Raw genomic sequence first — 23,407 nt, 5'->3', positions numbered from 1 at the left:
ATGGCACGGCAGCGCGACCGCTACATCGACGTCCTGCGGGCCGTCGCCCTCATCCGGGTCACGACCTACCACGTGCTGGGCTGGGCCTGGCTGCCGCTGGTCTTCCCGTCGATGGGCATCATGTTCGCCCTGGCCGGCGGGCTGGTCGCCGCCTCGCTGGACCGGGCGGACTCCGTCCGCGCCTTCTGGTGCAAGCGCGCCAAGCGGCTGCTCATCCCGTTCTGGGTCTTCGCCGCCGTCGTCCTGACGGGCATGTGGGCCCTGGGCTGGTCGGTGACCGAGGAGGCGGGCCAGCCGCTCAGCTGGGGCAACGCCTGGACGTGGGTGCTGCCGCTGTCCACCCCGCCGTCGTCGGCCGAGGCCGTCAACTGGGTCTCCCCGCTCTGGTACGTCCAGACCTACCTGTGGCTGGTGCTGCTCAGCCCGGTGCTGCTGTGGCTGTTCCGCCGGTGGCCGGCGCGGCTGATGGCGCTGCCGCCGGTCGTGCTGGTCGTCGTGACGCTGGGCCTGGTCACGCTGGACGGGCGCATCTACGACACCGTCGTGTTCCTGGCGACCTACGCCTGCTGCTGGCTGCTCGGCTTCGCCCACCACGACCGCACGCTGCGCCGGCTGCCGCTGGGGCGGACCCTGCTGGCCGGCGTCGCACTGCTGGGGGCCGGTCTCTGGTACGCGCTGTCCCAGCGGGAGGCGCTCGGCACCTACGACATCGACGACATCCCGCTGGCCAACATGCTGTACTGCCTCGGCGCGGTGCTGATCCTGCTGCGGCTCTACCCACGGCCGGGCCGGCTGGACCGGCTGGGCCGGGTACCGGGCCTGGACGCCGCCGTCTCGGTCTTCAGCAACCGGGCGATGACGATCTACCTGTGGGGCAACCTGGCCATCTGGCTGGTGCCCCCGGTGCTCGCGGCCACGCCGCTGGCGCAGTACCACACCGACGACGCGTCGGGGACGGCGCTGGGTTACGCGGCCGCCTGGACGCTGCTCTGGGCGGTCGTGCTGCTGGTCGGCTGGGTCGAGGACGTCGCCGCCGGGAGGCGGCCGCGGCTGCTGCCCTGGAGCCGGACGACGCCGGTCGCGGTGCCCGCGCCGCAGCCGGTGCGCCAGGTGTCCTTCGCGGACAACGTCGCCGCCGAGGCGCCGTCCCGGGAGGAGGCGTCCGCGCCCGTGCCCCACCCGGCGCGGCCGGACGGCAGAGCGGAGGCGGTGCCGCGGTCCGGGGCCGGCCGGTAGCCGACGGTGGTGCCCGTGTGCACTGCCGTGTCGCTACCCTCCGCCGGTGACGTGGCTGGTGACGGGTGGAGCCGGCTACATCGGTGCGCACGTGGTGACCGCCATGTGCGGGGCCGGTGAGTCGGTGGTGGTGCTCGACGACCTCTCGTCCGGCGACCCGGCGCGCATCCCCGGCGTCCCGCTCGTCGTCGGCAGCGTCCTCGACGGCGACCTCGTGGGCCGCACGCTGCGGGACCACGACGTCACCGGCGTCGTGCACGTCGCGGCGGAGAAGCGGGTCGAGGAGTCGGTGCGTCACCCGCTGCGCTACTACCGCACGAACGTCGAGGGCCTGCGCGTCCTCCTCGAGCAGGCGGTCGGCGTGGGCGTCGGCGCGCTCGTCTTCTCGTCGAGCGCGGCGGTCTACGGCATGCCGGACGTCGACGTCGTCCGCGAGGACACCGAGTGCCGGCCGGTCAACCCGTACGGGACCACGAAGCTGGTCGGGGAGCGGATGATCGAGGAGGTCGCGGCCGCGACGGGCCTGCGGTACGCCAACCTGCGCTACTTCAACGTGGCCGGCGCGGCGGCTCCGGAGCTCACCGACCGCGGCGTCTGGAACCTCGTCCCGATGGTCTTCCAGCGCCTCGAGCAGGGGCTGCCGCCCGTGGTCTTCGGGGGCGGGCACCCGACACCCGACGGCACGTGCATCCGGGACTTCGTCCACGTCGCCGACGTCGCCTCGGCCCACGTCGCGGCCTCCCGGGCGCTCGTCGACGGTCGCGTGACGGCGTTGACCGCCAACATCGGCCGGGGGGAGGGCGTCTCCGTCCGGGAGGTGCTCGACGTCATCCGGGAGGTCACCGGGACCGCGGGGGAGGCGTGGGCAGAGCCCGTCCTCGCACCGCCGCGTCCCGGTGACCCGCCTCGGGTCGTCGCCAGCGCCGACACCATCCGGGCCGTCCTCGGCTGGACGGCGGAGCACGACGTGCACGACATGGTCGCCTCCGCATGGGCCGGGTGGAGGGCGGGCCCGCTCGCCGCCCGGTGACCCCGCCCCCGGGGCTCACCTGGTGCGCGCGGAGCGGCGCCGCCGCTGGCCCGGCAGCCGGGCGGCGGCCCGGTCGAGGACCAGCCGTGCCCGGCGGGCCGCCGGCCACCACACCGGCGGCGGGGCGTGCAGGCACCGGTCGGGCAGTCCGTGCCGTCGCAGCTCCTCCCGGCTCGCCGCGACGTCGAAGTCCACCCGGAGGAACTCCACCGTCCCCGCCACGTCGTCGATGACCGCGCAACGGGCCCGGGGACGGCGCTCGCGTTGCCGGGACTGCCCCACGCTGCCCGGGTTGAGCAACCACGGTGCGGTCGGCGTCGGCACCGTGCTCCGCACCCGGACCGTGCCGGTCCCGGCGCCCACCAGCCACGGCTGGTGCGTGTGACCCAGCACGAGGGTGTCCGCGCCGGGGGCCTCCCGGGGCAGCCGGGCGAGCAGCTCGAGGGCTCGGGGCTCGCGCGTCACGTACTCCTCCGGGCTGTCGAGCGACCCGTGGGCCATGAGCACCCGGCCGGTGCGCAGCACCGTGGGCAGCGACTCCAGGTGGCTCCGCGTGCCGGCGGAGAGCAGCGAGCGGTGCAGCTTGGCGGCCATCCGGGCGACGGCAGGGAACCGGGTGGGTGGCAGGCGGTCGAGGACGAGCAGGTCGTGGTTGCCGAGCACGCAGTGCGCGCCTGCCTCGGCCAGCGTCGCCACGCACTCGTCGGGCTGCCCGCCGTAACCGATGAGGTCCCCGGCGACCAGGAGCTGGTCGACGCCACGGCGCGCCAGCACGCCGAGCACCGCCTGGAGCGCGGGGAGGTTGGCGTGGACGTCGGAGAGGACCCCGGTGCGCATCAGCGGCGGCGGTCGGCCGGGGCGCTCCTGCGGAGCCTGCGGTAGGCCGGTGCCAGCGCACCGGCGAGCGCGGGGAGCGGGTCGGTGAGGTCGAGCGGCGGCGTGGTCCCGGCCGCGGCCACCCAGCGGAGCCAGGTCACCGGGTGCATCCCCTCCTCGCGTGCGGCGAGGTAGTCCCGGTCCACCCGGCACCACGCCACCTCGGGACGGGCCGTGGACCTGGGCGGCCGGGGGAGCCCGAGGAGATCGGCCCGGACCACCGCCGGGATGTTGACGCCGGCTGCCGCACCGACGTGGTGCCACAGGCTGAAGCGCGGGTTGACCTCCAGCAGCCAGAGCCGACCGTCGGCGTCCCGCTTGAAGTCCAGCTTCGCCACTCCGCGCAGGTCCAGCGCCGCGACGATCTCCCGGCCCAGCCGCGCCACGTCGGGTGCATCGGAGGTGACGACGGCGGTGGAGTGGCCCATGGCCATGGGATGGGTGCGGACCTTCCGCCCGGTGAACTCGGCGGCCACCTGACCGGACGAGTCGACGTACACGTGGTGGCTCTCCATCCGGGTCTCCGGGCCCGGCACCGGCTGCTGGAGGATCAGCTGCGCGTGGTGGGCGGCCAGCTCGTCGACCAGCGCGTCGAGCTCCCCGCGGTCGCCGACGACGGCCGCCTTGGCCGCGGTGCGGACGTCCCAGCACGGCTCGCGACGGAGCGGCTTGACCACCAACGGGAAGGTCAGGCGGTCGTCGAGCACCGGCCGGGCGAGGTCCAGGACCTGGCCCCGCGGCACGGGCAGCCCGGCCTGCTCGGCCAGCTCCTGGAAGGCCGCCTTGTCGACCAGCTTCTCCACCAGGTCGGCGTCGGGGACGACGAACCGCAGGGCGGGGGAGAGCTCGTCGCGGTGGCGCGAGACGAACAGCAGGTCGTCGTCGGACTGGTAGAACAGCGTCGTCGGCTCCTGGCGGCCGCCGGCGTGGGCCACCAGCGCGGTGACCAGCGTGTCCTCGTCGGGGCGGGGGTCGTCCAGCCACCGGGAGACGTACCGGGAGAACCGGTCGGCCCGGGTGGGCCGGCCGACCATCGTGACCGAGGCGCCGACCGCGTGCAGCGGGACGGCGAGGTCCAGGTCGCCCAGCACGAGCGCCTCCGCGCCGGCGGGCACCGTCCGGCCCGCCCGTGCCCACGGCCGGGGAGACCGGGCTGCGACCGGCCGGTGGGGAGCAGGTACCGGCGTCCCTCCCTCGTGCCCGGGCGCCGTGAAGTAGGTCTCCGGGACGGCGGGGACCACCCCGTCCGGGAACAGCGCCGCCACCTGCGTGCGGTAGCCCTTGATGAGCACCTGCTTCGCGTCGAGGTCCCGGTCCCACGTGACGGCCGTCAGCCGGCCCACCCCCAGGTCGGTGACGTCGGCAGCGCCCCTCCAGTCGTAGGGGAAGTCGGAGTACAGCACCGTGGGCAGTGGCTGCCGCTCGGCCAGGGTGCGGGTGAGCAGGTGGTCGACGTGCCGGCCGACGCCGACCGGGCCCAGGACCACCGCCGCGTCGATGCGCCCGGCCAGTGCGCGCAGCTGCGCGCCGAGCCGGTCGACCAGCGCCCGGTCCCCCCGGGAGACGCGTCCCCGAGCGATGTCGAACCGGAACGTGGGGTAGCGGTGCGCCACCTCGGGGACCGCACGGCCGAGCCGGGCGACCGGCGGCGGGACCTCCCGCCGCCGGAAGAGGGCGTCGGGGGCCCCGAGGTGGACGTGCTCGACACCGAGCCCGGCCAGCACCTCGACGTCCTCCTGCTGCCGGGCCGCGTACAGCTCCGCAGCGTCGCCGATCGTGCACTGCCCCAGGAAGGCGCGGGCGGCCCGGGTGTGCGGCGGCGGCCCGGCCTCCGAGAACACGGTGGCCACCGTGACCGGGGTCCGCCGGGCCAGCGTGCTCAGCAGTGCACCGCACGAGAGGACGGCGTCGTCGAGGTGGGCGGACAGGACGAGGACCGGCCGGCCGTCGGCCATCGCCTCCTCCAGGGGCCCGGGCAGCAGGTCGGTCATCGGATCTCCAGTTCGTCGGCCGGGTCGTCGTCGGTCCGGCGAAGCAGCCGGAGCACCACGACGCCCAGGATCAGGACGGCTCCCACCCACACGGCGGGCACGGGGCGGACGGCGACGAGGAGGGCCACCAGCGCGGCGGTGGCGAGGAGGGCCCGCACCCCACGACGCAGCGTCTCCCGGGGCAGCAGCGGCGCGGCGGTGAGCCACAGCGCACCCGTCGACAGCAGCGCCGCCAGCGCCACCCCGAGGGCCAGGCCCGGGACGCCGTCGATCCGCCAGCCCAGCAGCAGGCCCGCGGGCATGAGCACGACGGCGGCGAGCAGCCCCACCTGGCACCGCCGGTAGGCGCGCATCCCGAGGAGCACGGAGGTGAACAGGGTGAGCGCGGCGTACCCGACCCCCGCCGCGGCGAGCACCGGCAACAGCGCCAGGGAGCCGGCGTACCGCTCGGGGAAGACGAGCAGCATCAGCTCCCGGGGCACGGTGGCCACCACGGCTGCGGAGGCCAGCGCGAGGACGGTGAACGAGTGCATCGTCGTGGACAGGATGTGCTCGGTCCGCGCCTGGCGGCTGCGCAGGAGCGGGAAGGCGACGGCGACCGCGCCGGCCGCCACGTAGACCGGCGCCTTCGCCAGCGTGGACAGCGCCTGGTAGCCCGCGCTCTCCGTGTCGTGGGCCGCGAGCACCGCGACCAGCACGACGTCGGCCCCGACCAGCGTGTAGACGACCAGCTGGGTGATCGCGATGTCCCCCGTCTCGGCCCACCGCGCGCGTTCCCGCAGGACGCCCGGGCGCCACGCCAGGTCGCGGCGCAGGGCCCGGGGCACGGTGAGCAGCACGAGCGCCGACCCGGCGACGAACCCCAGCAGCGCGCCGTCGGCCCCCCATCCGAGGACGACGACGCCGACGCTGACGAGGATCCGGACGCCGACCTCGGCGAGGATCACCACCGCGTCGCGGACGAACAGCAGCTCGCCGTGCAGCCAGCCCCACACCGGGCTGCACACGAACAGCACCAGTGCCGACACGGCGACCACCATCGCCACGCGCGGTGGCGCGAAGGCCGCCGTCACCAGGCCGGTCGCCAGGGCGGCGAGCAGTCCCCCGGCGATCGACAGCCACCCGGCGAAGGCCATCCCGCGGCGCCGCTCCTCCGACCGCCGCGGGTGGCTGCGGATGACGTGGGTGAGCGGCATCGGGATGAGTGCCGCGGCGAACACCCCCACGGTGCCGAGCAGCGTCGCGGCCGCGGCGTAGACGCTGTAGGCCGGCGGGTCGAGCAGGTGGGCCAGCACCAGGGCACCGCTGTAGCTGATGACGGCGACCAGGGCCATGGCCACCGACACCAGGGGGCCGCGCGAGGTGACCAGGCTGCCGTCCACCTCCGCCGGGACGCCGTCGGGCACCACCGTGCCGGCGGGCGGGACGGCGTTCACCGCTCCACCGTCCCGCCGGCCGGCCGGCCGGCCGTGACGTGGCCGACGACCGCCCGCAGCCGGTCGGTGGCGGTGGTCAGCGGGAGCCGCTCGAAGCGGAGCGTGTCATAGCTGGTCGGCGTGGCCCCGAAGCCGGCCTTGAAGCGCGCCACCCCGGATCCGGGATCGGACTCGCCCAGCTGGAACCACCGGGCACCCGCCCGGCAGGCGGCCTCGATCGCCAGGGACTGCAGCAGTGCACCGGCGTTCGTCCGCCCCGCCAGCCCCTGGTCCATCGCCGACATCCAGAACCACGCCTGTTCGCGGTGCTGCACGGCCACGTACGCCGCGACCGCCTCCCCTTCCAGGTGCGCCGTCCAGCCGGTCACGGCCGAGCCCAGGGCCGCCAGTGCGGACGCCAGCTGACCGACGCGGTCCCGCCGTCGTTCCACCAGGTGCGCGAGCCAGAGGGGTTGGTGCCGCTGCTGGGCCCAGCGGTCCACGCACCGGCGGTTCAGTTCGGCGAAGGTGTCGACCAGGGAGCTGTCGCGGACCTGGTGGACCTCGAGCGACTGCTTCTCGGCCCGGCGCACCTTCCGCCGCGCGTCCTGGCGGTACCTCTTCGACCACACGTGGTCGAAGCCGCCCTCGAGGTCGAGGACGTGGCACAGGGAGGGCACGCGCAGAGCACCGCCCGGCGCGGCCGCGCTCCAGGTGCCGGCGACCAGCGGGTTGGGGACCAGCCCGGCCCGCAGCACGGGCCGTCGCGCCAGGTCGGCCAGCACCGCCCGGGCCTCCGCGAGGGTGACCCGGCCGCCGGCGACCAGTGGCCCGCCGTAGCCGAAGCCGTAGGGCATCGACTCCTCGGTCACCGTCACGCCTGCCGCCGTCCGGGCCAGCAGGGGCAGCAGCAGCCGGCGGCCGTCCGGGAACTCGTACAGCCGGCTGGCATCGGAGAACCCGCGGGTCCGGCGCAGCCAGTCGGTCCACTCGGGGGTCTGGCTGGGCACGGCGTGCGGATCGTCGTGGGCCACGGCCACCCAGATGTCCCGCGGTGCCGGGCTGACCACCCGGACGCACCGCAGCAGGTCGTCCCCGCGTCCCGGGAGGAGCCGGCGGGCGGCCTGCCCGGGCCGCCGCTGCTCTCGCGGTGCCCCGGGGACGACGGAGCCGGCGGACGGCGGGACGACGCTCACCGCTCGCCCCCGTCCATCCGGGCGGGCACGGTGGCGGCGACCCGGTTGGCGAGCGTCCGGAGCCGCCGGCCGGCAGCCGTCACGGGGAGCCGCTCGAGGTGCACGGCCGACCAGGGGACGGGGACCCCACCGAAGCGTTCCTTGAACGCGGCCACTCCGGAGCCGGGATCGGACTCGCCCAGCTGGAACCACCTGGCACCGGCCCCGCAGGAGTCCTCGATGGCCAGCGACAGCAGCAGCGCGCCGGCCTGGGTGCGCTGTGCCATCTGCTTGTCCATGACGGACAGCCAGCCGTAGGCCTGGTTGCCGAAGCGCAGCACCACGTTCACCGCCACGGGCTCGCCGTCCAGCCACGCCGTCCAGGGGCGCACCATCGGTCCGAGGTCGGCGATCGCGGAGGCCAGCCGTCCGACCCGGTCGCGCCGCTGCTCCACCCGGCGGACCAGCCACAGCGGCTGGCGCCGTTGGCGCGCCCAGCGCTCCACCGAGCGGCGGCTCAACTCGGCATACGCCTCGAGGACCCCGCTGTCGGATCCCGTCCGGACGTCCAGCCCCTGCTTCTCCGCCTTGCGGACGTCCCGGCGGATGCGGGGGCGGAACCGGTCCGCCCAGACGGAGTCCCATCCGCCCTCGAGGTCGAGGACGTGCGCGAGATAGGGGACGGCGACCGCCCCCGGCGGCGCGGCCCGGGTCCAGGTGGCGGCCGACAGGGGAGCGGGCGCGAGGGAGGCGCGGACGACGGGACGCCGTCCGAGGTCGTCCAGGATCGCCCGCGCCTCCTCCGGCGTGGGCCGACCGCCCGCCACGAGAGGGCCCCCGTAGCCGGCGCCGTGCGGCATGGACTCCTCGCTCAACGCCCCTGCGGTCCCCCGGGCCAGCAGCGGCAGGAGGAGTCGGCGACCACCGGAGAACTCGTAGAGCCGGCTGGCGTCGCGGTACCCGCGCGTGCGGCAGAGCCAGTCGGTCCACTGGGGGGTCTGGCTCGGCAGTGCGGTGGGGTCGGCGTGCAGCACCTCCCGCCAGGCAGCACGCGGGGCGGGGGAGACGACGCGGACGCCGGCCTGGGGATCCTGCGACGAGGCCGTCGACCACCGGGCGACCGGGGTCACGCCTGCACCTCCCGGGTGGGGCCGGGCTCCCGGCGGAACGGGTGCCGGGGTGCTGAGACGACCCGGTCGAGGACTGACCGGAGACCGCGCTCGGCGGCGGTCATCGGGAGTCGCTCGAACCGCAGCCCGGCGAAGGGCACGGCCTCGGCTCCGAAACGCTCCTTGAAGACCGCGACGCCCGAGCCGGCGGCCGCTTCCCCCATCAGGAACTGCCGGGCCCCCGTGGCGCAGGCGTCCTCGATGGCCAGGGACTGCAGCAGGGCGCCGGCGTCCGTCCGTCGCGCGAGTGTCGTGTCCATCGCCGACATCCAGGCGTACGCCCGTTCACCCGAGCGCAGCAGCACGTAGGCGGCCACGGGCTCACCGTGCAGGTGCGCCGTCCACGAGGTCAGCATCGAGCCCAGCGCAGGGATCGCGGAGGAGAGCTGCTCGACCCGGTCCCGCCGGCGCTCGACCAGGTGGGCCAGCCACAGCGGCTGGCCCCTGTCATGAGCCCAGCGGTCCACGGAGCGCCGGTTGAGCTCGGCGAAGGTGTCGACGACGTCGCCGTCCCTGGACTCGCCGATCTCGAGCGGCTGACGGCTCGCGCGGCGGATGTTCTTGCGGATGTCACTGCGGAACCGGTCCCGCCAGACCCGGTCGAAGCCGCCGTCGAGGTCGAGGACGTGGGCCAGGTAGGGCACCCGCACCGTGCCCGGCGGCGCAGCCGCCTCGAGGATCCCCGCGGTGAGCGGGTCGGGCACCAGCCCGGCCCGCAGCACGGGCCGTCGCGCCAGGTCGGCCAGCACCGCCCGGGCCTCCGCGAGGGTGACCCGGCCGCCGGCGACCAGTGGCCCGCCGTAGCCGAAGCCGTAGGGCATCGACTCCTCGGTCACCGTCACGCCTGCCGCCGTCCGGGCCAGCAGGGGCAGCAGCAGCCGGCGGCCGTCCGGGAACTCGTACAGCCGGCTGGCATCGGAGAACCCGCGGGTCCGGCTCAGCCAGTCGGTCCACTCGGGGGTCTGGGTCGGCAGGGCGCCGGGGTCGGTGGACGACAGGTCGCGCCACACGTCCCGAGGCGCCGGGGAGACGACGCGGGGGCCCCGGTGTCCGTGCTGCGCCGGCTGCCCGGGGGTACGGGCGGTCACGGTCACGGGCGTGCCCTCTCAATCAGGTCGCGCCGCCGTCGCGGCGGGTGGTCCGACCGTGGCGACGCCACGGTGGAGCGGTAGACGTCGGCCTGCCGGCGGGCGAGGACGTCCCAGTCGTGACCGCCCGCGAACGCGCGGCCGGCGACGCCCATGGCCACGAGCAGGTCCTCGTCGGCGTACAGGTCGAGCAGTGCGGCCGCGAGTGCCGGGACGTCGAACGGCGGGACGAGCCTCCCGCAGTCGGGCGGGACGACCTCGCGCAGGCAGGGGATGTCGAAGGCCAGGACCGGCGTCGCGGCGGCCAGTGCCTCGACCGCCACGATGCCGAAGGTCTCGGCGCGCGACGGCACCACCACGACGCGGCTGGCGTTGAGCAGCCGGGCCTTGTCCGCGCCACCGACCCAGCCGGGGAAGCGCACGCGGTCGGCGATGCCCAGCCGTGCGGCGAGCTGCCGGACACGGACCTCGTCCGGGCCGGTCCCGGCGACCACGAGGTCGCCGTCGACCTGCCGGTGCACCTGTGCCCACGCCGCGAGGAGCAGGTCCAGGCCCTTCCCGCCCAGTTCGAGGCGGCCGATGCAGAGCACGTCGCGGCCCAGCTGTGCCGGTTCGTCGAACAGGCCGGGGTCGACACCGTTGCTGACCACGTCGACCGAGGCACGCGGGTTCATCGCCGTCAGCCGCTCGGCGACGCCGTCCGACACCGCGATGAGCCGGCGGTGGGTGCGCACGGCTGCCCGCTCGACCAGGTGGAAGGGCAGCTTGTACTGGCGCGCCTTCTCGCGGGCGTGCAGCCACTGGACCATCCCGACGACCGGCCGCCGGGTCCACAGCGGGACGGCCATGCTCGAGAACGGCGGCAGGAAGTCCTCCACGACGAGGTCGGCGTCGCGGTGCCTCCGGACGGCGAACGGCAGCGCGACCACGTAGCCGAGCAGCCGGGTCAGGCGGTTGCGGCCGCGCCCGACACCGACGTGCTCGTAGCGCACGCCCTCGTGGTCGCCGTCCGCGCAGCCCGGGTACCGGGTGGTGAGCACGGTGATCGCCATGCCGTCCGCGGCCAGCCGCCGGTCGATCTCGTGCGTACGCAGCGATCCGCCTCCGGAACCGGGCATCAGCGGGTCCTCGAAGCCCAGGTGCAGCACCCGCAGGGGCGCCGGCCGGTCGCCGGGGAGCTCCGTGGGGGCCGGGGCGACGGCCGTGCCGGTCACCGTCCCCCCTCCCTGCGTGTGCTCCGGCGCCGGGGCTGCCGTCCCCCGGTGCCGATCGCGCGGATCTGCTGGGCGTAGTCGGCCACACCGGCCCCGGGACGTCCGCCGAACAGGTCGTCCTCGAACGCCCACATGAACAGCGACATCCCGCACTCCCGGGCGTACTGCGGCGCACGCACCATCTGCTCCGCCGAGCTGTCGGTCAGCTCGTTCCCGCCGGTCCGCGGGGTGTCCGGCGAGCCCGGGTTCTCGCCCATCACGCCCAGCCCGGCCCTGCGGGCGTTGGCGACCGTCCAGCGGACCGAGGACCACCGCTCCACCCCGGGTTCGGTGAGCAGGTCCCGGTCGGCGTCCCCGGGGCGGCAGCTGTCCTGGGGCGGGTCCAGTTCCCGGGCGGTCACCGCCGTCGCGTCGTCCACGCTGCTCGAGTCGGCGATCAGCTCCCCCCACCCGTCGCGTTCGGTGCGCGCCAGGCTCTCGGCGACGTAGGGCAGCTGCTCCGGGTAGAACAGGCCCCCCTCGAGGCTGCCGTCACGATCGGCGGTGCCGTCCAGGCGCGCGGCCAGGGCCTCCTCCAGGTCGCCGGGCAGCGCCCCCCGGCCGGCCAGCGGGAAGTGGACGTCCCCCGCGTAGCCCCGCTCGCGCAGCGCCCGCACCACCCACACGACGGCGTCGGCGACCGACCGGGAGTACCACCGGAACCACTCCTGCACCTGCTCGGTACCGACGTCGGCGCCGTCCCACGTGGCCGAGCCCGGCACCCATCCCGGCATCGGGGTGACCGTCGCCCCCTCGGCCAGGCCCTCGCCCGACTGGGCGGCCGCGTCGAACGCCCAGAAGGGGTTGCTGCCGGAGGACTCGGTGCCCGGGTAGCCGAGCTCGCCGTTGACGCCGGTGCCCACGCGGATCGCCGCGGCACGGCCGAGGCCCACGGCCCGGTCCAGCTCGGTGAGGTAGTCGGCGACCGCGTCCCGGACCGCCGCGCTGAACACCAGGTTGGGCACCTCCTGGGGCCCGGTGTCGCCGTGCTGGCTGACGTAGGAGCCGCCGGGCAGCTCGGCCACCCAGCCGGGGGCCGAGTGCAGCCCCAGGGTGAAGACCACCCCGATGCCGGCCCGGTCGCACAGGTCGAGGTGCTCGCGCAGGAAGGCCGCGTAGCCCTCGTCGAACTCCCCCGGGACCGGCTCGAACGCCTCCCAGCTGAGGCCCACCTCGGCGTAGCGCACGCCGGCCTCGCTGAGGGCGGTCACCCGGTCGGCCTCGCACCGGGAGCCCAGGACCCCGAACGCCAGGCCGGCGCCGTCCTCCGCCGTCACGTCGTCCCCCGTCCCGTCGTCCACCGTCTGGCGCGACACGAGCAGTGCCCCTCCGACGGCGACGACGACGAGGGCGAGGACCACCAGCAGGGCGAGGCCCCGTCGGTGACGTCGGTCGGCCCGCGATCGGCCCGTGGCGTCATGGAGTCCCACCGTCACCTCCCTCGGGGACCGGCTCACCCGCGGTCCCGGCGTCCAGGGGTGGCGGCGGAGGGCCACCGACCCCGCGGTCGGCCGCGCTGGTCAGGTCGTCCTGGTCCACGGACCACAGCACCGTCTCCCCGTTGGTCGGTCCCACGTCCCGGAACAGCGGGGTCCCGTTGTCCTCCAGCCACTCCAGCAGGTCCGGCCGGGCCCGGGCGTACCCCTGCTCCGTGGGCAGGCTCACGGTGAGCACGTACCGGGCACCGTTCTCCTCCAGCTGCTCGGCGGTGGACCACGGGCCGAAGCGGTCGTCGTCGCGGAACGCCCGAACGGAGGTGTCGTTGGTGACGCCCACCCGTGCGTCGGCCGGGAGCTCGGTGGCCGCCCACGCACGGAAGCGGAGGAAGCCGTCGTCGTCGCCCGTCGCCAGTGACAGGCCCAGGGAGGCCACGGCGGCCAGCAGGACCGACGACACGACGGCGGCCGCCTTCCGCAGCGACGGCCGGCGGTCGACCACCTCGGCACCGGCGACGGCCAGAGCGGTCGCGCCGGCCACCACGACCGGGTAGCCGAAGTGCTCCTCGAGGGTGCCGAACAGCGCGAGGAAGGCGCCGAGCGAGCCCATGACCACGGCGGTCAGACCGACGAGGCGGCGGCCGGGCCGGCTGCTGGCCGCGGCGACCAGCCCGGCCAGCGGGCACAGCAGCAGCAACAGGTAGCTGGTGCCGTAGGCCTGCGCCTGGTCGAGGAGCCGCTCGACCAGGCTCGGCGCACCGGGGGCGTTGAAGCCGGTCGTCTGCTCGGCCCCGACCAGCCGCAGGAAGCCGCCGACCTTGGCCGTGGTCCACAGCCCGAGGTAGCCGGTGCCCCAGAGCAGGGCCAGGTAGGCCGTGTACGGGACCACCACGCCCAGCAGGACGGTCGTGGCGTCCCGGAACGGGATGGTCCGCCTCCAGACGACGGCCAGCAGCACGGGGGCCACGGCGTAGAACGCGAACACGTCCTTGGTCAGGACGGCCAGACCGAGCAGCAGCCCGGCGAGGAACAGGCGGAGCCGCGGACGCCCCTGGTCCCGGTCCCCGAGGTGGCGCGCGAGGAGGAGCAGCCCGGCGAGGACGGCGACGGTGGCCGGCGTCTCCAGGAAGACCCGGCTGTTGTTCCGGAGCACGAACGGCTCGAACACCAGCACCGCCGCGGCCCACACCGCCGGCCAGGTCCCCGCGACCCGCCGGACGAGCAGGAAGGCCAGCCCCACGGCGAGCGCACCCAGGGCCGCGGTCAGCCACCGCAGGTCGTAGACGAGGTCCATGCTGTCGGCGGTCTGCAGGTCGAGGAGCCGGATCACGGCCCCCTCGAGCAGGAAGAAGCCCGGCGGGTGGAGGAAGAAGGGCCCGTCGGCGAGCGCCGGCATCTCCCCGCGGCTGATCGAGGCGCCCAGATCGGCGTAGTGCATCTCGTCGATCCACAGCTCGAAGCCCCGCGTCAGCCCGACCGAGCGCACGGCGAACGCCAGTGCGGCCAGGGTGGCCGCGACGAGCAGGGGCATCGAGGTGACGCGCCGCCAGGCGCCGGCCCGTCCGGGCCTCGATCCGGACGCCGCCTCCACGGGGGCGTGCGGCTGGTCGACGAGCGTCATGCGCTCCTCCCCATGTCGAGGTGACCGGCGCCCCAGTCGGGCGCCGGCGGTGCAGCGGGACCGGCCAGCAGGAGCCGGCGGTCCACGAGCTGGAGGTGGCTCTCGCGCACGCCCATGCGGGCGAGCACTCCGGCGGCGTCGAACTCGTCGCAGCCGCTGAGCACGACCGCCGTGCGGTCGCCGCGGCGGACGACCTCGTCGGTCGAGCGCAGTCCACCGCGCACGTCGACCTCCGGGGTGGGGAAGCCGGCCAGCACGGCCATGTCCGACCGGGCCGACCGTCGCTCGAACGCCTGGCCCTCCTCGATCGCCGCCATGTGCCGCATCTCCTCGAGGACGACCCCGGCGAGCAGGTCGGCGCTGCGGTCCCAGGAGAAGCACCCGGCCCAGTCGCGGCAGGCGGCCGCCATCTTGTCCGCACGCTTGCGGTCGCGGAGGTACTCGAGCGCACTGACGAGGGCCGCGCCCAGCTTCTGCGGCTCCTCGATCAGCCAGCCGGTCTCGCCGTCCAGGACCGAGTCCCGGATGCCGGGCGCCTGCAGCGCCAGGCACGGGACCCCCCATGCGGCGGCCTCGATCACCGAGCAGCCCCACCCCTCGGCAGCCGAGGTGGACGTGGTGAGCCAGGCCTGGGCGAGCAGGTCGTCGCGGACCTCGTCGGACACCCGCCCGTGGAGACGGACGGTCGACTGCAGACCCAGGTCGGAGACCAGCCCCTGGAGCCGGGGGCGCTCGGGACCGTCACCGGCGATGTCCACCCGCAGTCCGGGGACATCCCCGGTGATGGTCGCCAGGTGACCCAGGAGCAGGTCGATCCGCTTGTGCGGCACCAGCCGGCTGACCACGGCGATGGTCGGCTCGGCGGCCCGCTGGCCCCTGGGCTGCCGCACCGGGGTGGTCCCGTTGGGGACGACGAAGATCGGGCCCCGGAAGCCCAGCCGCCGCCGCATCTCGTTGCGCGTCGACGTCGAGACGGCCGCGATCGCCCGGTCCCCGTAGACGCGGCGGGCCACCGGTCCCTCCAGCCAGCGGCCGACGGCGGCAGCCGGGGCGGGGAACCGTGTCGCGAACTGGTCCTGGTGCACGTGGTGGACCACCTGCACCACCGGCGTCGTCCCCCCCGCGAACAGCGGCGCGAAGAACGGGATCCCGTTCTGGCAGTCGACCACGGCGTCGAAGTGCCCGTGGGCCCGCACCAGGCGGGCCGCCGTCCGGGGGTACACCGACAGCGAGCCGCCGGCACGCAGCACGTGCATGCCGTCGATGCGGTCCCGGGCCGCCTGGCCCGGCCCCCGCGCGGTCAGCCACGTCACGTGGGCGCCCGCCTCCACCCAGCGGGCGCCGATCTCGTGCATGTACTGCTCCGCCCCGCCTGCGTGCGGGTGCCGGATGTCGCGCCAGTTCAGCACCAGGATGCGCGAGCCCCGCAGGCCGGCGGCCGTGCCGGTCACGACGCCCTCCCGGTGGCGGAGCGCTGCATCCGCAGGACGGCGCCGAAGCTGGCGAGCCCGTCCCGCAACGGTGAGAACGACGACTCGTCGGCATGGCTCCACGCCACGGGGACCTCCACGATGTCCAGGCCGGCCCGCTGCAGCTGGCGCAGGAGCTCGACGTCGAATGCGAAGCCGGTGGTCCGGCAGGTGACGAGGGCCTGCGTGACCGCGTGCCGCTCGAAGAACTTGAACCCGCACTGGGTGTCGTGCACGCCTCTGACCAGGCTGCGCGCCATCAGGCGGAAGGCCGCACCGCCCAGCCGTCGTCCCGCGGGTTGCGCCTGCACGAACCGGGCGCCGGGGGCGTGCCGCGATCCGATGACCGCAGCGGCGCCTGCCTCCAGGTGCCGCATCGCGGTGGCCAGGGTCTCCACCGGGGTGGCGAGGTCGGCGTCGAAGAAGCCCACGAACCGTGACCGGCTGCTCAGCAGGGCCCGCCGGACGGCCGCACCCTTGCCGGGCCGTGCGCAGCCCACGAGGTCGACGGGGACGTGGTCGTCGGACGCGCGGGCGTGGGCCCGGACGACCTCGGCGGTCCCGTCCGAGCTCCCGTTGTCCACGACGACGACCCGCGAGCGCCAGGGCTGTTCGCGCAGGTACTCGACCGTGTGCCGCAGCGTGAGCGGGAGGCGGGCTGCCTCGTTGTACGCGGGGATCGCGATCTCGAGGTCCGCGGCGGGCCGTGCCACGGGGGTCGCGGAAGCACGGGGGAGAGGCGCGCGGACCACCCGGGCACCCGGTGAGTGGACGAGGACGGGGCGGTCCGGAGCGGTCCGGACGGGGGGTGCGACGGAGGCTGGTGTCAGGGGGTGACTCATGAGCAGCGTCCTTCTCACGCGTGCCTGCGGCCAGGCGGGCACGACGGGGATCAGGGGATGGGACACGGGTCCAGGGAGGGCAGCCGGCCGGAGCCGTGCCCGCGTCACGCGGAGGGGTGCGGCGGCCGTGCAGCACGCCGCAGGCGCGGATCCCGGGTCAGTCGGGTCGGGCGCTGGAGTCGTCGGCCGCGTCGACGACGGCCCCGCTCCGGCCGGAGGCGGCGAGGACCGCGGCCATGGCCTGCGTGGCGGCGCGGCCCGCGCCGAGGACGGCCGACGGGCCGTCGGTGTCGTGACCGTGCCCGGGACCCGATGCCGACGCGCCGGACGACGACCCGGCGCAGGGTGCGGCCGGGGCCGGCGGTGGCGGCAGCGGTGGGCTGATCGGCTGCTGCAACGGCGCCGAGGGACTCACGGGCGCCGAGGTGCTGGTGACCGCCGCCGGCGCCGGGTGCGACGGTGGTGTGGAGGTCGTGGACCCGACCCGGGACGCGGCGGCGCGCCCCGTCCCGGCGCTGCCCTCGGCAGCCGAGGCCGCCGCGGCGAGGCACGGGGACGCCGCGGTGGGCAACGGGGCGGCCCGGTCTCGCTCGGGGGAGTCCGTGGCGGGTGCGGTGCCCGGTGGCGCGGTGCTCTCGGGAGAGGGATCCACGACCGCGGACGTGGTGACCGCCGTCGTGGTCGCGGGGCGGGGGAGGGACGCCGTCGGTGTGGCGGCCTGGACAGTCGCGGCCGCGCTGCCGGTGGTGGCCGTGCCGGTGGTGGCCGTCCCCGGTGCCGCGCACGAGGGACCGGGCGTCGGCGTGGTGCCCGTCGTCGGGCTGTGCGCGCGTGTGGCGTCAGTGGCCGTGGTGCCGGCGGCCGTGGCGTCAGTGGCCGTGGTGGCGGCGGACGCGGTGCCGACCGCGGCAGAGCAGATGGAGGTGGCCGGGAGCGGGGTGCCGCTGGGTGCAGCAGCGGGCGACTGCCCCGTGGCGTGACCGCCACCCGGCGGGCCCTGTGGGCGGGGCTCGGGCTCCTCGCGGTCCGCGGGTGTGGAACCGCCCGCCGGCGCGTGGCCGTCCGTCGGCGCCTGGCTCCCCGGGGGCGTCTCCTGGTCCGTGGGCGCGTCCTGGTCCGTGGTCGCGTCACCGTCCGTCGACCCGTCGCGGTCGTGCGTGGGGCCGTTCGGGCCGGGATCGACCGGCGGGGCGTCCCCTCCGGGCGGCCCGTCGGCGTCCCGCGGGGCATCCGCAGGAGTGCCCTGCCCGGGTGGCGCTGCGAGAGGCCGGGTGATGCCCTCCATGGCCTGCGGGACCGAGGCCGGTGGTGCGAGGGCCGGCCGGGGCGATCCCGACGGAGACGGCGGGAGGCTCTGCGGGGCCGGGGCGCCGACCTCGGCGGGGACCACGACGGTCTGCGGGCTGACCGGTGCCGCCTCCGCGGCCACGGAGACGCCCACCGATCCGGAGGCGGCCTCGTTCGCGGAGGCCGGGGCTCCCCCGGCGGTGAGCGCCGCCCACCCGCCCGCGGTCAGCACCGCGGACAGCAGGAGGCGGCGTCCCCACGGCCGGCGTCCCGAGGTCGCCCCGGAGGAGGACGACTGCACCGTGGCGCCCGGCTCGACGGGTGCAGTGGGCTGCCGAGGCATGCGTTGCGCGCACGCCGCACCGGCCGCCAGCGACACCGTGTCCCCGTTCTCCTCGATTCGGGAGGCCGCCGATGTGCTGCACCTGGACGCCTCCGGGTCGTCGGGGGAGGACGCTCTCCCGGACGGCCACGCCGGTCAAGACCATTCGGCGCCCAGCGAGACGATGGAGGCTCAGCGTCGCTCAGCGTGACGAACTGGTGTGATCCAGCGCATACGACCACGTGAGACCGTCACGCACAGCGATCGTCGTGACACGTGCCGACGGGGACCGGTTGCCCGCCCGTCACGGGCCGGGGAAGGCGCCGGACACGTGTCGGCCGTCCAGCGGTCGTACTGCCGAGGTCGCCGCCCGCGGGACGCGGTGCGGCCAGCGGGCCGGTGACGACCGGCCGGGCTGCCGGCATCCGGCGTCCCGCCCAGCAGGGCGACGACGGGTCGCGGCCGGGCAGGACGGCGATGACCGCGCCGCCCCCTCGGGCGGTGGCGGGGCCGGGAGCCGCCGACCGCCGGTGGAGTCAGCCGCCCGCCGTGTGCGTCCTCACCGCAGGCTCCAGGCCAGCAGGTCCTCGGCGGAGCGCGTGTTGACCACCCGGTCGGCCGGGACGCCGCACTCCACGGCGCGCTCGCAGCCGTTGCCCTGCCAGTCCAGCTGACCGGGGGCGTGCGCGTCGGTGTCGATGGCGAACTCGCAGCCCAGGTCGACGGCCAGGGTCAGCAGCCGCAGCGGCGGGTCCAGCCGCTCCGGCCGCGAGTTGATCTCCACCGCCGTCCCGTGCTCGACGCAGGCGGAGAACACCGCCTCGGCGTCGAAGGTGCTCTCCGGGCGGGGCCGCTGGCGGCGTCCCTCCCGCTGCTCGCGGGGGATCAGCAGCCGGCCGGTGCAGTGCCCGAGGACGTCGGTGTGCGGGTCGGCCACCGCGGCGAGCATCCGCTCGGTCATCGCCGCCGAGTCCGCGCGCAGGTCGGAGTGCACGCTCGCGACGACGACGTCCAGCCGGCCGAGCAGCTCGTCGGTCTGGTCGAGGCTGCCGTCGACGTTGATGTCGCACTCGATGCCGGTGAGGATGCGGAAGGGGCTGAGCTCCTCGTTGAGCTCGGCGACGACGTCCAGCTGCCGCTCCAGCCGCTCGGGGGACAGGCCGTTGGCGACGGTCAGCCGGGGGGAGTGGTCGGTCAGCGCCAGGTACTCGTGGCCCAGCCCGATGGCGGCCTCGGCCATCTCGCGGATCGGGCTGCCGCCGTCGGACCAGTCCGAGTGCGCGTGCAGGTCCCCGCGCAGCAGGGCGCGGAGCGCGGCGGCGTCCTCGGCCAGCGGCAGCAGGTCGCCGTGGGTCTCCTCGAGGCGCGCCAGGTACTCCGGGACCTCGCCGGCGTGCGCCTGCACGATGGCCGCGCCGGTCTTGGGGCCGATGCCGCGCAGGTCGGTGAGGGTGCGCGTGCGGATCCGCCGGTCGAGCTCGTCGGGGCCCAGGGTGTCGACGACGGCCGCGGCCGTGCGGAACGCCGAGACGCGGTGCGAGGGCTCGCGGGCGCGCTCCAGGAGGAAGGCGATCCTCCGGAGCGCGGCCGCGGGCGGGAGGGGCTCGCTCAGCGCGAGGCCTTCCGGTACTTCTTCTCGGACTTCCGCTGCGCCTTGGCGGCCCGCTTCTGCGCCCTCTCCAGGCTCTTCTCCGTGCTGTCGGCGGCCCTGGTCGCGGCACGGCGGGCGCGGTAGCCGACCGAGGGCCGGCCCTCGGTGTCGACGGCGGCGATCAGCAGTCCGCCGAGCATGCTCAGGTTCTTGGCGAAGTGGGCGGTCTGGCCGAAGCGCTCCTTCGGGTCCTCGTGCTCCCAGAAGCGGTGCCCGGCGAGGGTCGTCGGCACGAGGCTCGCCGAGAGGACCAGCGCCGACAGCCGAGGGAGCCGACCGAGGGCCAGCAGGGAGCCGGCCGCGACCTGCGCGCCGGCGTTGACGCGCACCCACTGCTCGACGTCCCGCGGCACCTGGACCGGCAGCTGCTGGTCGGCGGTCTTGGCGATCTGCTCGACGACGGGCTTCGCGCCCGGCACCCGGCTCTGCGGGTTGCGCAGCGTGTCGATGCCGCCGTAGACGAACGACGACGCCAGCAGCGGCCGGGCGATCCGGCGGACCAACATGGGGGACCTCTCTCCGTTGGGGACTCTGGTCGGCTCAGTGCCCCGGTCGGCGCCGGGACACCCGTGATCGGACCGTAGTGAGATCGCCGCCACTCCGCTGGCTCAACGCCCTCGTCACCGGGGTCGCCGGCCGCACCGGCCACCAGTACCGGCCGCTCGCGGCCACGGCCGCACCGACGGCCAGGCCGGCGACGACGTCCCCCGGGTAGTGCACGCCCACGTGCACCCGCGAGTAGCCGACGGCCAGCGCCAGCGGCGCGAGCGCCGCCCCGGCCGGCGGGCACTCCAGCGCGAGGCCGGTGACGAAGGCCCCGGCCGAGGAGGAGTGCCCGCTGGGGAAGGAGTGCGTGGTCACCGGGTGGTGCAGCAGCCGGTGCACCGGGTGGGCGGCGAGGTCGGGACGCCGGCGGCCCACCACCGGCTTGATCGCGGCGTTGACCAGGCCGCTGGACACCGCCATGGCGGTGAGCCCGCGGATCGCTCCCCGGCGCGGCGTGCCGCGGCGCAGGGCGAGCAGTGCGCCGACGGCCATCCACACCCGGCCGTGGTCGGCGGCCGTGGTGAGCCGCCGCAGCCAGCGGTCGGCCGGGGTGTCGGGCAGCCCGCCGACGACGCGGTGCAGGCGCGCGTCCCAATGCCGGACACCCACCACGCGTCGACGCTAGCGGGGAGCGCTACGTCCTGCGGCGGGCCCGGTAGGCGGCCACCGTCGAGCGGCTGGCGCAGGTGTTGGAGCAGTAGCGGCGGCTGGCGTTGCGCGAGGTGTCGACGTAGACGTCGTCGCAGCCCTCGGCGGAGCAGACGCCGATCCGCTGCCAGCCGTGCTGGACCACGACCTGCGACAGGCCCATCGCGACCGTCGTCGTCAGCTGCTCGAGCAGCGGCGCGTCGGGACGCGCGTAGTGCAGGTGCAGCTCTCCGTCGTGGTCGGTGGCGTACGGCTGCGGGTGGGCCAGCGCCAGCAGCGCGTTCAGCCGCTCCATCACCTCGGCCTCGGACTGCGCGACGGCCACGGCCCGCACCCGGTCGGCCGTCGCCCCTGCCTGCCCGACCTCGTCGGGGGAGAGGTCGAGGTCGGTGCCCGGTTCGAACCACTCGTCGTGGGCGCGCAGGAACGCCGATGCCCACTCCGGACCGGCGTCCCGGTCGGCGTTGGCCAGGTCGATGGCCAGCTCGACCGCGCTGGACCCGTAGGTGTCGTAGTCCATGGAATCCCCTACCGCAGGTGTGCCGTCGACACGCCGTAGGCGTCATAGCTCACTTGACCACCTACGCTCTCATCCGTAGCGTGTAGGGAGTCAACGGTGGTTGACCCCCTACTTCTTCCCGTTCCGCGTGCTACCCGAAGTGTGAGTCCGTCGTGCGTGCCTATCTGTCCGTCTGGCGGCTGCCGTCCGCCCCGGTGCTGCTCGTCGCCGGCTTCGCCGGCCGCCTGCCCTCCGCCATGGTCCCGCTCGCGCTGCTGCTCATGGTGCAGCAGCAGACCGGTTCCTACGCCGTCGCCGGGCTCGCGGCCGCCACCTACGGCCTCGCGATGGCCGGCATGGCCCCGGTGCTCGGCCGGCTGGCCGACCGCCGCACCCCGCGCCCGGTGCTGCTGGCGCAGGCCGGCGCGTACCCGCTGCTGCTGACCCTGCTCGTGGTGGTCGTGCTCGGCGGTGCCCCGACGGGGGCCGTCATCGCCGCCTCTGCCGCCGCCGGCGCCGGGACGCCGCTGGTGTCCGGCGCGGTGCGGGCGCTGTGGTCCCGGGTCGACCGGTCGGTGCGCGGCACCGCCTTCGCCCTCGACGCCACGGCCACCGAGCTGGTCTTCGTGGCCGGCCCCACGCTGGTCGCCGCCCTCGCGGTGCTGGCGTCCCCGGCCTGGGCCGTCGCCGTCGCCGGCGCGCTCGCCGTCGCCGGCGCCCTCGGCGTCGCGCTCTCCGCGGCGATGCGCGGCTGGGCGCCCGTGCCGGCCGCGCAGCGCACCAGCCCGTTCGCCACGGTGCTCAGGCCGGGCATGCCGCGGGTGCTGCTCAGCGGGTCGGCGCTGATGCTCGGCTTCGGCGCGCTCGAGGTCGCCGTCCCGGCGTTCGCCGAGGCCGCCGGGTCGCCCGGGCTGTCCGGCGTCCTGCTGGCGGTGTGGTCACTGGGCTCGGTGGCCGGCGGGCTGTGGTTCGGTGCCCGGGTGGTCAGCGCCTCGCTGCCGCGGCAGTACCGCTGGCTGCTGCTGGGCGTGACGATCGGCCTGGCCCCGCTCGCCGCGGCCTCGAACCCGTGGGTGCTCGGTGCGCTGCTGTTCCTCGGTGGGACGGCGATCGCGCCGACGCTCACCGTGCAGAACTCGCTGGTCGGCGCCATCGCCCCGGCGCACGCCACCACCGAGGCGTTCACCTGGCTGTCCACGATGGCCACCGGTGCCTCCGCCATCGGGGCAGCGCTCGGCGGTGCGCTGATCGAGGGTCCGGCCGGGGTCAGCGGCAGCCTGCTGCTGGCGGTCGCCGGGGCTGCGCTGGCGGTGCTGGTGACCCTGGTGCCGGGCCGCCGTCCGGCCGCGGAGCGGGTGCCCGAGCCCCTCGCCGCGTGAAGCGGTGAGCCCCCCGGCGGATGGCCTCCCGGGGCGCTGGTAGTCTCTCTCCTCGGTGGTTCCGAGTGGACTCGGACCCCGGGAGGCTTCGCCTAGTCCGGTCTATGGCGCCGCACTGCTAATGCGGTTTGGGTTAATCCCCATCCCGGGTTCAAATCCCGGAGCCTCCGCGCACGACAACTGAACAGCCCGCACCCGTAGCTCAACGGATAGAGCATCTGACTACGGATCAGAAGGTTAGGGGTTCGAATCCCTTCGGGTGCACGTCTGGTTGAGACAGCACAGCGGCTCCGTCCTCCGGGACGGGGCCGCTGTTCTCTTCCCCCTCCTCTGGCGGCTGCGGCGCGAGCGGTTCCGGAGCCGACCGGTACGTCCGTGCCCGCGGCGTCGCCGGGACCCACCTCGCCTCCAGCGGCCTGGCTCCCGACCGGGCACTCCTCCGGAAGGTCGTGCTCTGCCCACCACGGTGGGCAG

At 75.6% G+C, this 23,407-nt stretch carries 20 protein-coding genes and 2 tRNA genes; 6 read left to right on the top strand and 16 right to left on the bottom strand.

All coding sequences use genetic code 11. The features are described 5' to 3' along the window. Both BLR12_RS03810 and galE read left to right on the top strand, forming a co-directional pair. Window positions 1-1,236, top strand: coding sequence for an acyltransferase family protein (locus BLR12_RS03810; protein ID WP_091373575.1), 1,236 nt, complete (start codon window positions 1-3; stop codon window positions 1,234-1,236). A gap of 46 nt (window positions 1,237-1,282) precedes the next feature. Beyond that, entirely contained in the window at window positions 1,283-2,266 is a 984-nt protein-coding gene (galE, locus tag BLR12_RS03805; protein ID WP_091373572.1) for a UDP-glucose 4-epimerase GalE, read from the top strand. 15 nt (window positions 2,267-2,281) lie between these two features. Here the strand turns inward: galE and BLR12_RS03800 are convergent, their stop codons facing one another. The 12 genes from BLR12_RS03800 to BLR12_RS03745 form a co-directional block, all read right to left on the bottom strand. Then, window positions 2,282-3,103: a metallophosphoesterase family protein gene (locus BLR12_RS03800; RefSeq protein ID WP_091373569.1), complete on the bottom strand. Its 822-nt coding sequence runs from the start codon at window positions 3,101-3,103 to the stop codon at window positions 2,282-2,284. Next, window positions 3,103-5,133 (bottom strand): PIG-L family deacetylase, encoded by a 2,031-nt coding sequence (locus tag BLR12_RS24255; RefSeq protein ID WP_176832324.1) that lies wholly within the window; start codon window positions 5,131-5,133, stop codon window positions 3,103-3,105. The genes BLR12_RS03800 and BLR12_RS24255 overlap by 1 nt, the downstream gene beginning before the upstream one ends. After that, window positions 5,130-6,569, bottom strand: coding sequence for a polysaccharide biosynthesis protein (locus BLR12_RS03790; RefSeq protein WP_091373566.1), 1,440 nt, complete (start codon window positions 6,567-6,569; stop codon window positions 5,130-5,132). The genes BLR12_RS24255 and BLR12_RS03790 overlap by 4 nt, the downstream gene beginning before the upstream one ends. Further along, complete coding sequence (locus BLR12_RS03785; RefSeq protein WP_091373563.1) at window positions 6,566-7,744, bottom strand: GNAT family N-acetyltransferase; 1,179 nt, start codon at window positions 7,742-7,744, stop codon at window positions 6,566-6,568. The genes BLR12_RS03790 and BLR12_RS03785 overlap by 4 nt, the downstream gene beginning before the upstream one ends. Further along, window positions 7,741-8,853, bottom strand: a complete 1,113-nt coding sequence (locus tag BLR12_RS03780) for a GNAT family N-acetyltransferase (protein WP_091373560.1) — start codon at window positions 8,851-8,853, stop codon at window positions 7,741-7,743. Before BLR12_RS03780 ends, BLR12_RS03785 begins: the two co-directional genes overlap by 4 nt. Continuing rightward, complete coding sequence (locus BLR12_RS03775) at window positions 8,850-9,980, bottom strand: GNAT family N-acetyltransferase (RefSeq protein WP_176832323.1); 1,131 nt, start codon at window positions 9,978-9,980, stop codon at window positions 8,850-8,852. The genes BLR12_RS03780 and BLR12_RS03775 overlap by 4 nt, the downstream gene beginning before the upstream one ends. A 2-nt stretch (window positions 9,981-9,982) precedes the next feature. Further along, complete coding sequence (locus tag BLR12_RS03770) at window positions 9,983-11,194, bottom strand: glycosyltransferase family 4 protein (RefSeq protein ID WP_218120528.1); 1,212 nt, start codon at window positions 11,192-11,194, stop codon at window positions 9,983-9,985. After that, window positions 11,191-12,663, bottom strand: a complete 1,473-nt coding sequence (locus tag BLR12_RS03765; protein ID WP_176832322.1) for a hypothetical protein — start codon at window positions 12,661-12,663, stop codon at window positions 11,191-11,193. The genes BLR12_RS03770 and BLR12_RS03765 overlap by 4 nt, the downstream gene beginning before the upstream one ends. Continuing rightward, complete coding sequence (locus tag BLR12_RS03760) at window positions 12,650-14,290, bottom strand: phospholipid carrier-dependent glycosyltransferase (RefSeq protein WP_091373552.1); 1,641 nt, start codon at window positions 14,288-14,290, stop codon at window positions 12,650-12,652. The genes BLR12_RS03765 and BLR12_RS03760 overlap by 14 nt, the downstream gene beginning before the upstream one ends. Next, window positions 14,287-15,741 carry a glycosyltransferase family 4 protein gene (locus tag BLR12_RS03755; RefSeq protein ID WP_091373550.1) on the bottom strand — a complete coding sequence of 485 codons (1,455 nt, stop codon included), beginning with the start codon at window positions 15,739-15,741 and terminating at the stop codon, window positions 14,287-14,289. The genes BLR12_RS03760 and BLR12_RS03755 overlap by 4 nt, the downstream gene beginning before the upstream one ends. Next, a complete protein-coding gene (locus BLR12_RS03750) occupies window positions 15,738-16,472 on the bottom strand; it encodes a glycosyltransferase (RefSeq protein WP_255363268.1) in 735 nt (244 codons plus the stop codon). Before BLR12_RS03750 ends, BLR12_RS03755 begins: the two co-directional genes overlap by 4 nt. 286 nt (window positions 16,473-16,758) lie before the next feature. Next, window positions 16,759-17,016, bottom strand: a complete 258-nt coding sequence (locus BLR12_RS03745; protein ID WP_091373545.1) for a hypothetical protein — start codon at window positions 17,014-17,016, stop codon at window positions 16,759-16,761. Between the two features lie 16 nt (window positions 17,017-17,032). Between BLR12_RS03745 and BLR12_RS03740 the strand changes: the two genes are divergently transcribed. After that, on the top strand, window positions 17,033-17,581 hold the full coding sequence (locus BLR12_RS03740) for a hypothetical protein (protein WP_091373542.1): 549 nt from the start codon (window positions 17,033-17,035) through the stop codon (window positions 17,579-17,581). Window positions 17,582-18,769: 1,188 nt separating this feature from the next. Here the strand turns inward: BLR12_RS03740 and BLR12_RS03730 are convergent. The 4 genes from BLR12_RS03730 to BLR12_RS03715 are packed head-to-tail and all read right to left on the bottom strand — an operon-like array spanning window position 18,770 to window position 21,575. After that, a complete protein-coding gene (locus tag BLR12_RS03730; RefSeq protein WP_091374343.1) occupies window positions 18,770-19,822 on the bottom strand; it encodes a PHP domain-containing protein in 1,053 nt (350 codons plus the stop codon). Beyond that, window positions 19,819-20,367, bottom strand: coding sequence for a DoxX family protein (locus tag BLR12_RS03725; RefSeq protein WP_091374339.1), 549 nt, complete (start codon window positions 20,365-20,367; stop codon window positions 19,819-19,821). Before BLR12_RS03725 ends, BLR12_RS03730 begins: the two co-directional genes overlap by 4 nt. 34 nt (window positions 20,368-20,401) lie before the next feature. After that, window positions 20,402-21,019, bottom strand: coding sequence for a phosphatase PAP2 family protein (locus BLR12_RS03720; protein ID WP_091373537.1), 618 nt, complete (start codon window positions 21,017-21,019; stop codon window positions 20,402-20,404). A 22-nt stretch (window positions 21,020-21,041) separates the two neighbouring features. Further along, the gene (locus tag BLR12_RS03715; protein ID WP_091373534.1) at window positions 21,042-21,575 is read right to left on the bottom strand and encodes a CGNR zinc finger domain-containing protein; all 534 of its coding nucleotides are present in this window, start codon (window positions 21,573-21,575) and stop codon (window positions 21,042-21,044) included. A gap of 152 nt (window positions 21,576-21,727) precedes the next feature. Here BLR12_RS03715 and BLR12_RS03710 point away from each other — a divergent pair, with 152 nt between their 5' ends. The 3 genes from BLR12_RS03710 to BLR12_RS03700 all read left to right on the top strand — a co-directional run bounded on the left by BLR12_RS03710 (window position 21,728) and on the right by BLR12_RS03700 (window position 23,197). Next, complete coding sequence (locus BLR12_RS03710; RefSeq protein WP_091373531.1) at window positions 21,728-22,933, top strand: MFS transporter; 1,206 nt, start codon at window positions 21,728-21,730, stop codon at window positions 22,931-22,933. Between the two features lie 81 nt (window positions 22,934-23,014). Beyond that, window positions 23,015-23,103 (top strand) — tRNA-Ser (locus BLR12_RS03705). 21 nt (window positions 23,104-23,124) lie between these two features. Beyond that, a tRNA-Arg gene (locus BLR12_RS03700) sits at window positions 23,125-23,197 on the top strand. The last annotated feature ends 210 nt before the right edge of the window (window positions 23,198-23,407 follow it).

The sequence above is a fragment of the Geodermatophilus sp. DSM 45219 genome (genome assembly GCF_900104025.1).
Taxonomy (GTDB): Bacteria; Actinomycetota; Actinomycetes; order Mycobacteriales; family Geodermatophilaceae; genus Geodermatophilus.
Note: the sequence above shows the minus strand (reverse complement) of the source record. Positions and strands in the feature narration are given on the sequence as shown.

Coding starts and splice junctions, on each gene's coding strand:
- BLR12_RS03810 (WP_091373575.1), top strand. CDS start 1: ATGGCACGGCAGCGCGACCGCTACATCGACGTCCTGCGGGCCGTCGCC.
- BLR12_RS03800 (WP_091373569.1), bottom strand. CDS start 3,103: ATGCGCACCGGGGTCCTCTCCGACGTCCACGCCAACCTCCCCGCGCTC.
- BLR12_RS24255 (WP_176832324.1), bottom strand. CDS start 5,133: ATGACCGACCTGCTGCCCGGGCCCCTGGAGGAGGCGATGGCCGACGGC.
- BLR12_RS03760 (WP_091373552.1), bottom strand. CDS start 14,290: ATGACGCTCGTCGACCAGCCGCACGCCCCCGTGGAGGCGGCGTCCGGA.
- BLR12_RS03725 (WP_091374339.1), bottom strand. CDS start 20,367: ATGTTGGTCCGCCGGATCGCCCGGCCGCTGCTGGCGTCGTCGTTCGTC.
- BLR12_RS03715 (WP_091373534.1), bottom strand. CDS start 21,575: ATGGACTACGACACCTACGGGTCCAGCGCGGTCGAGCTGGCCATCGAC.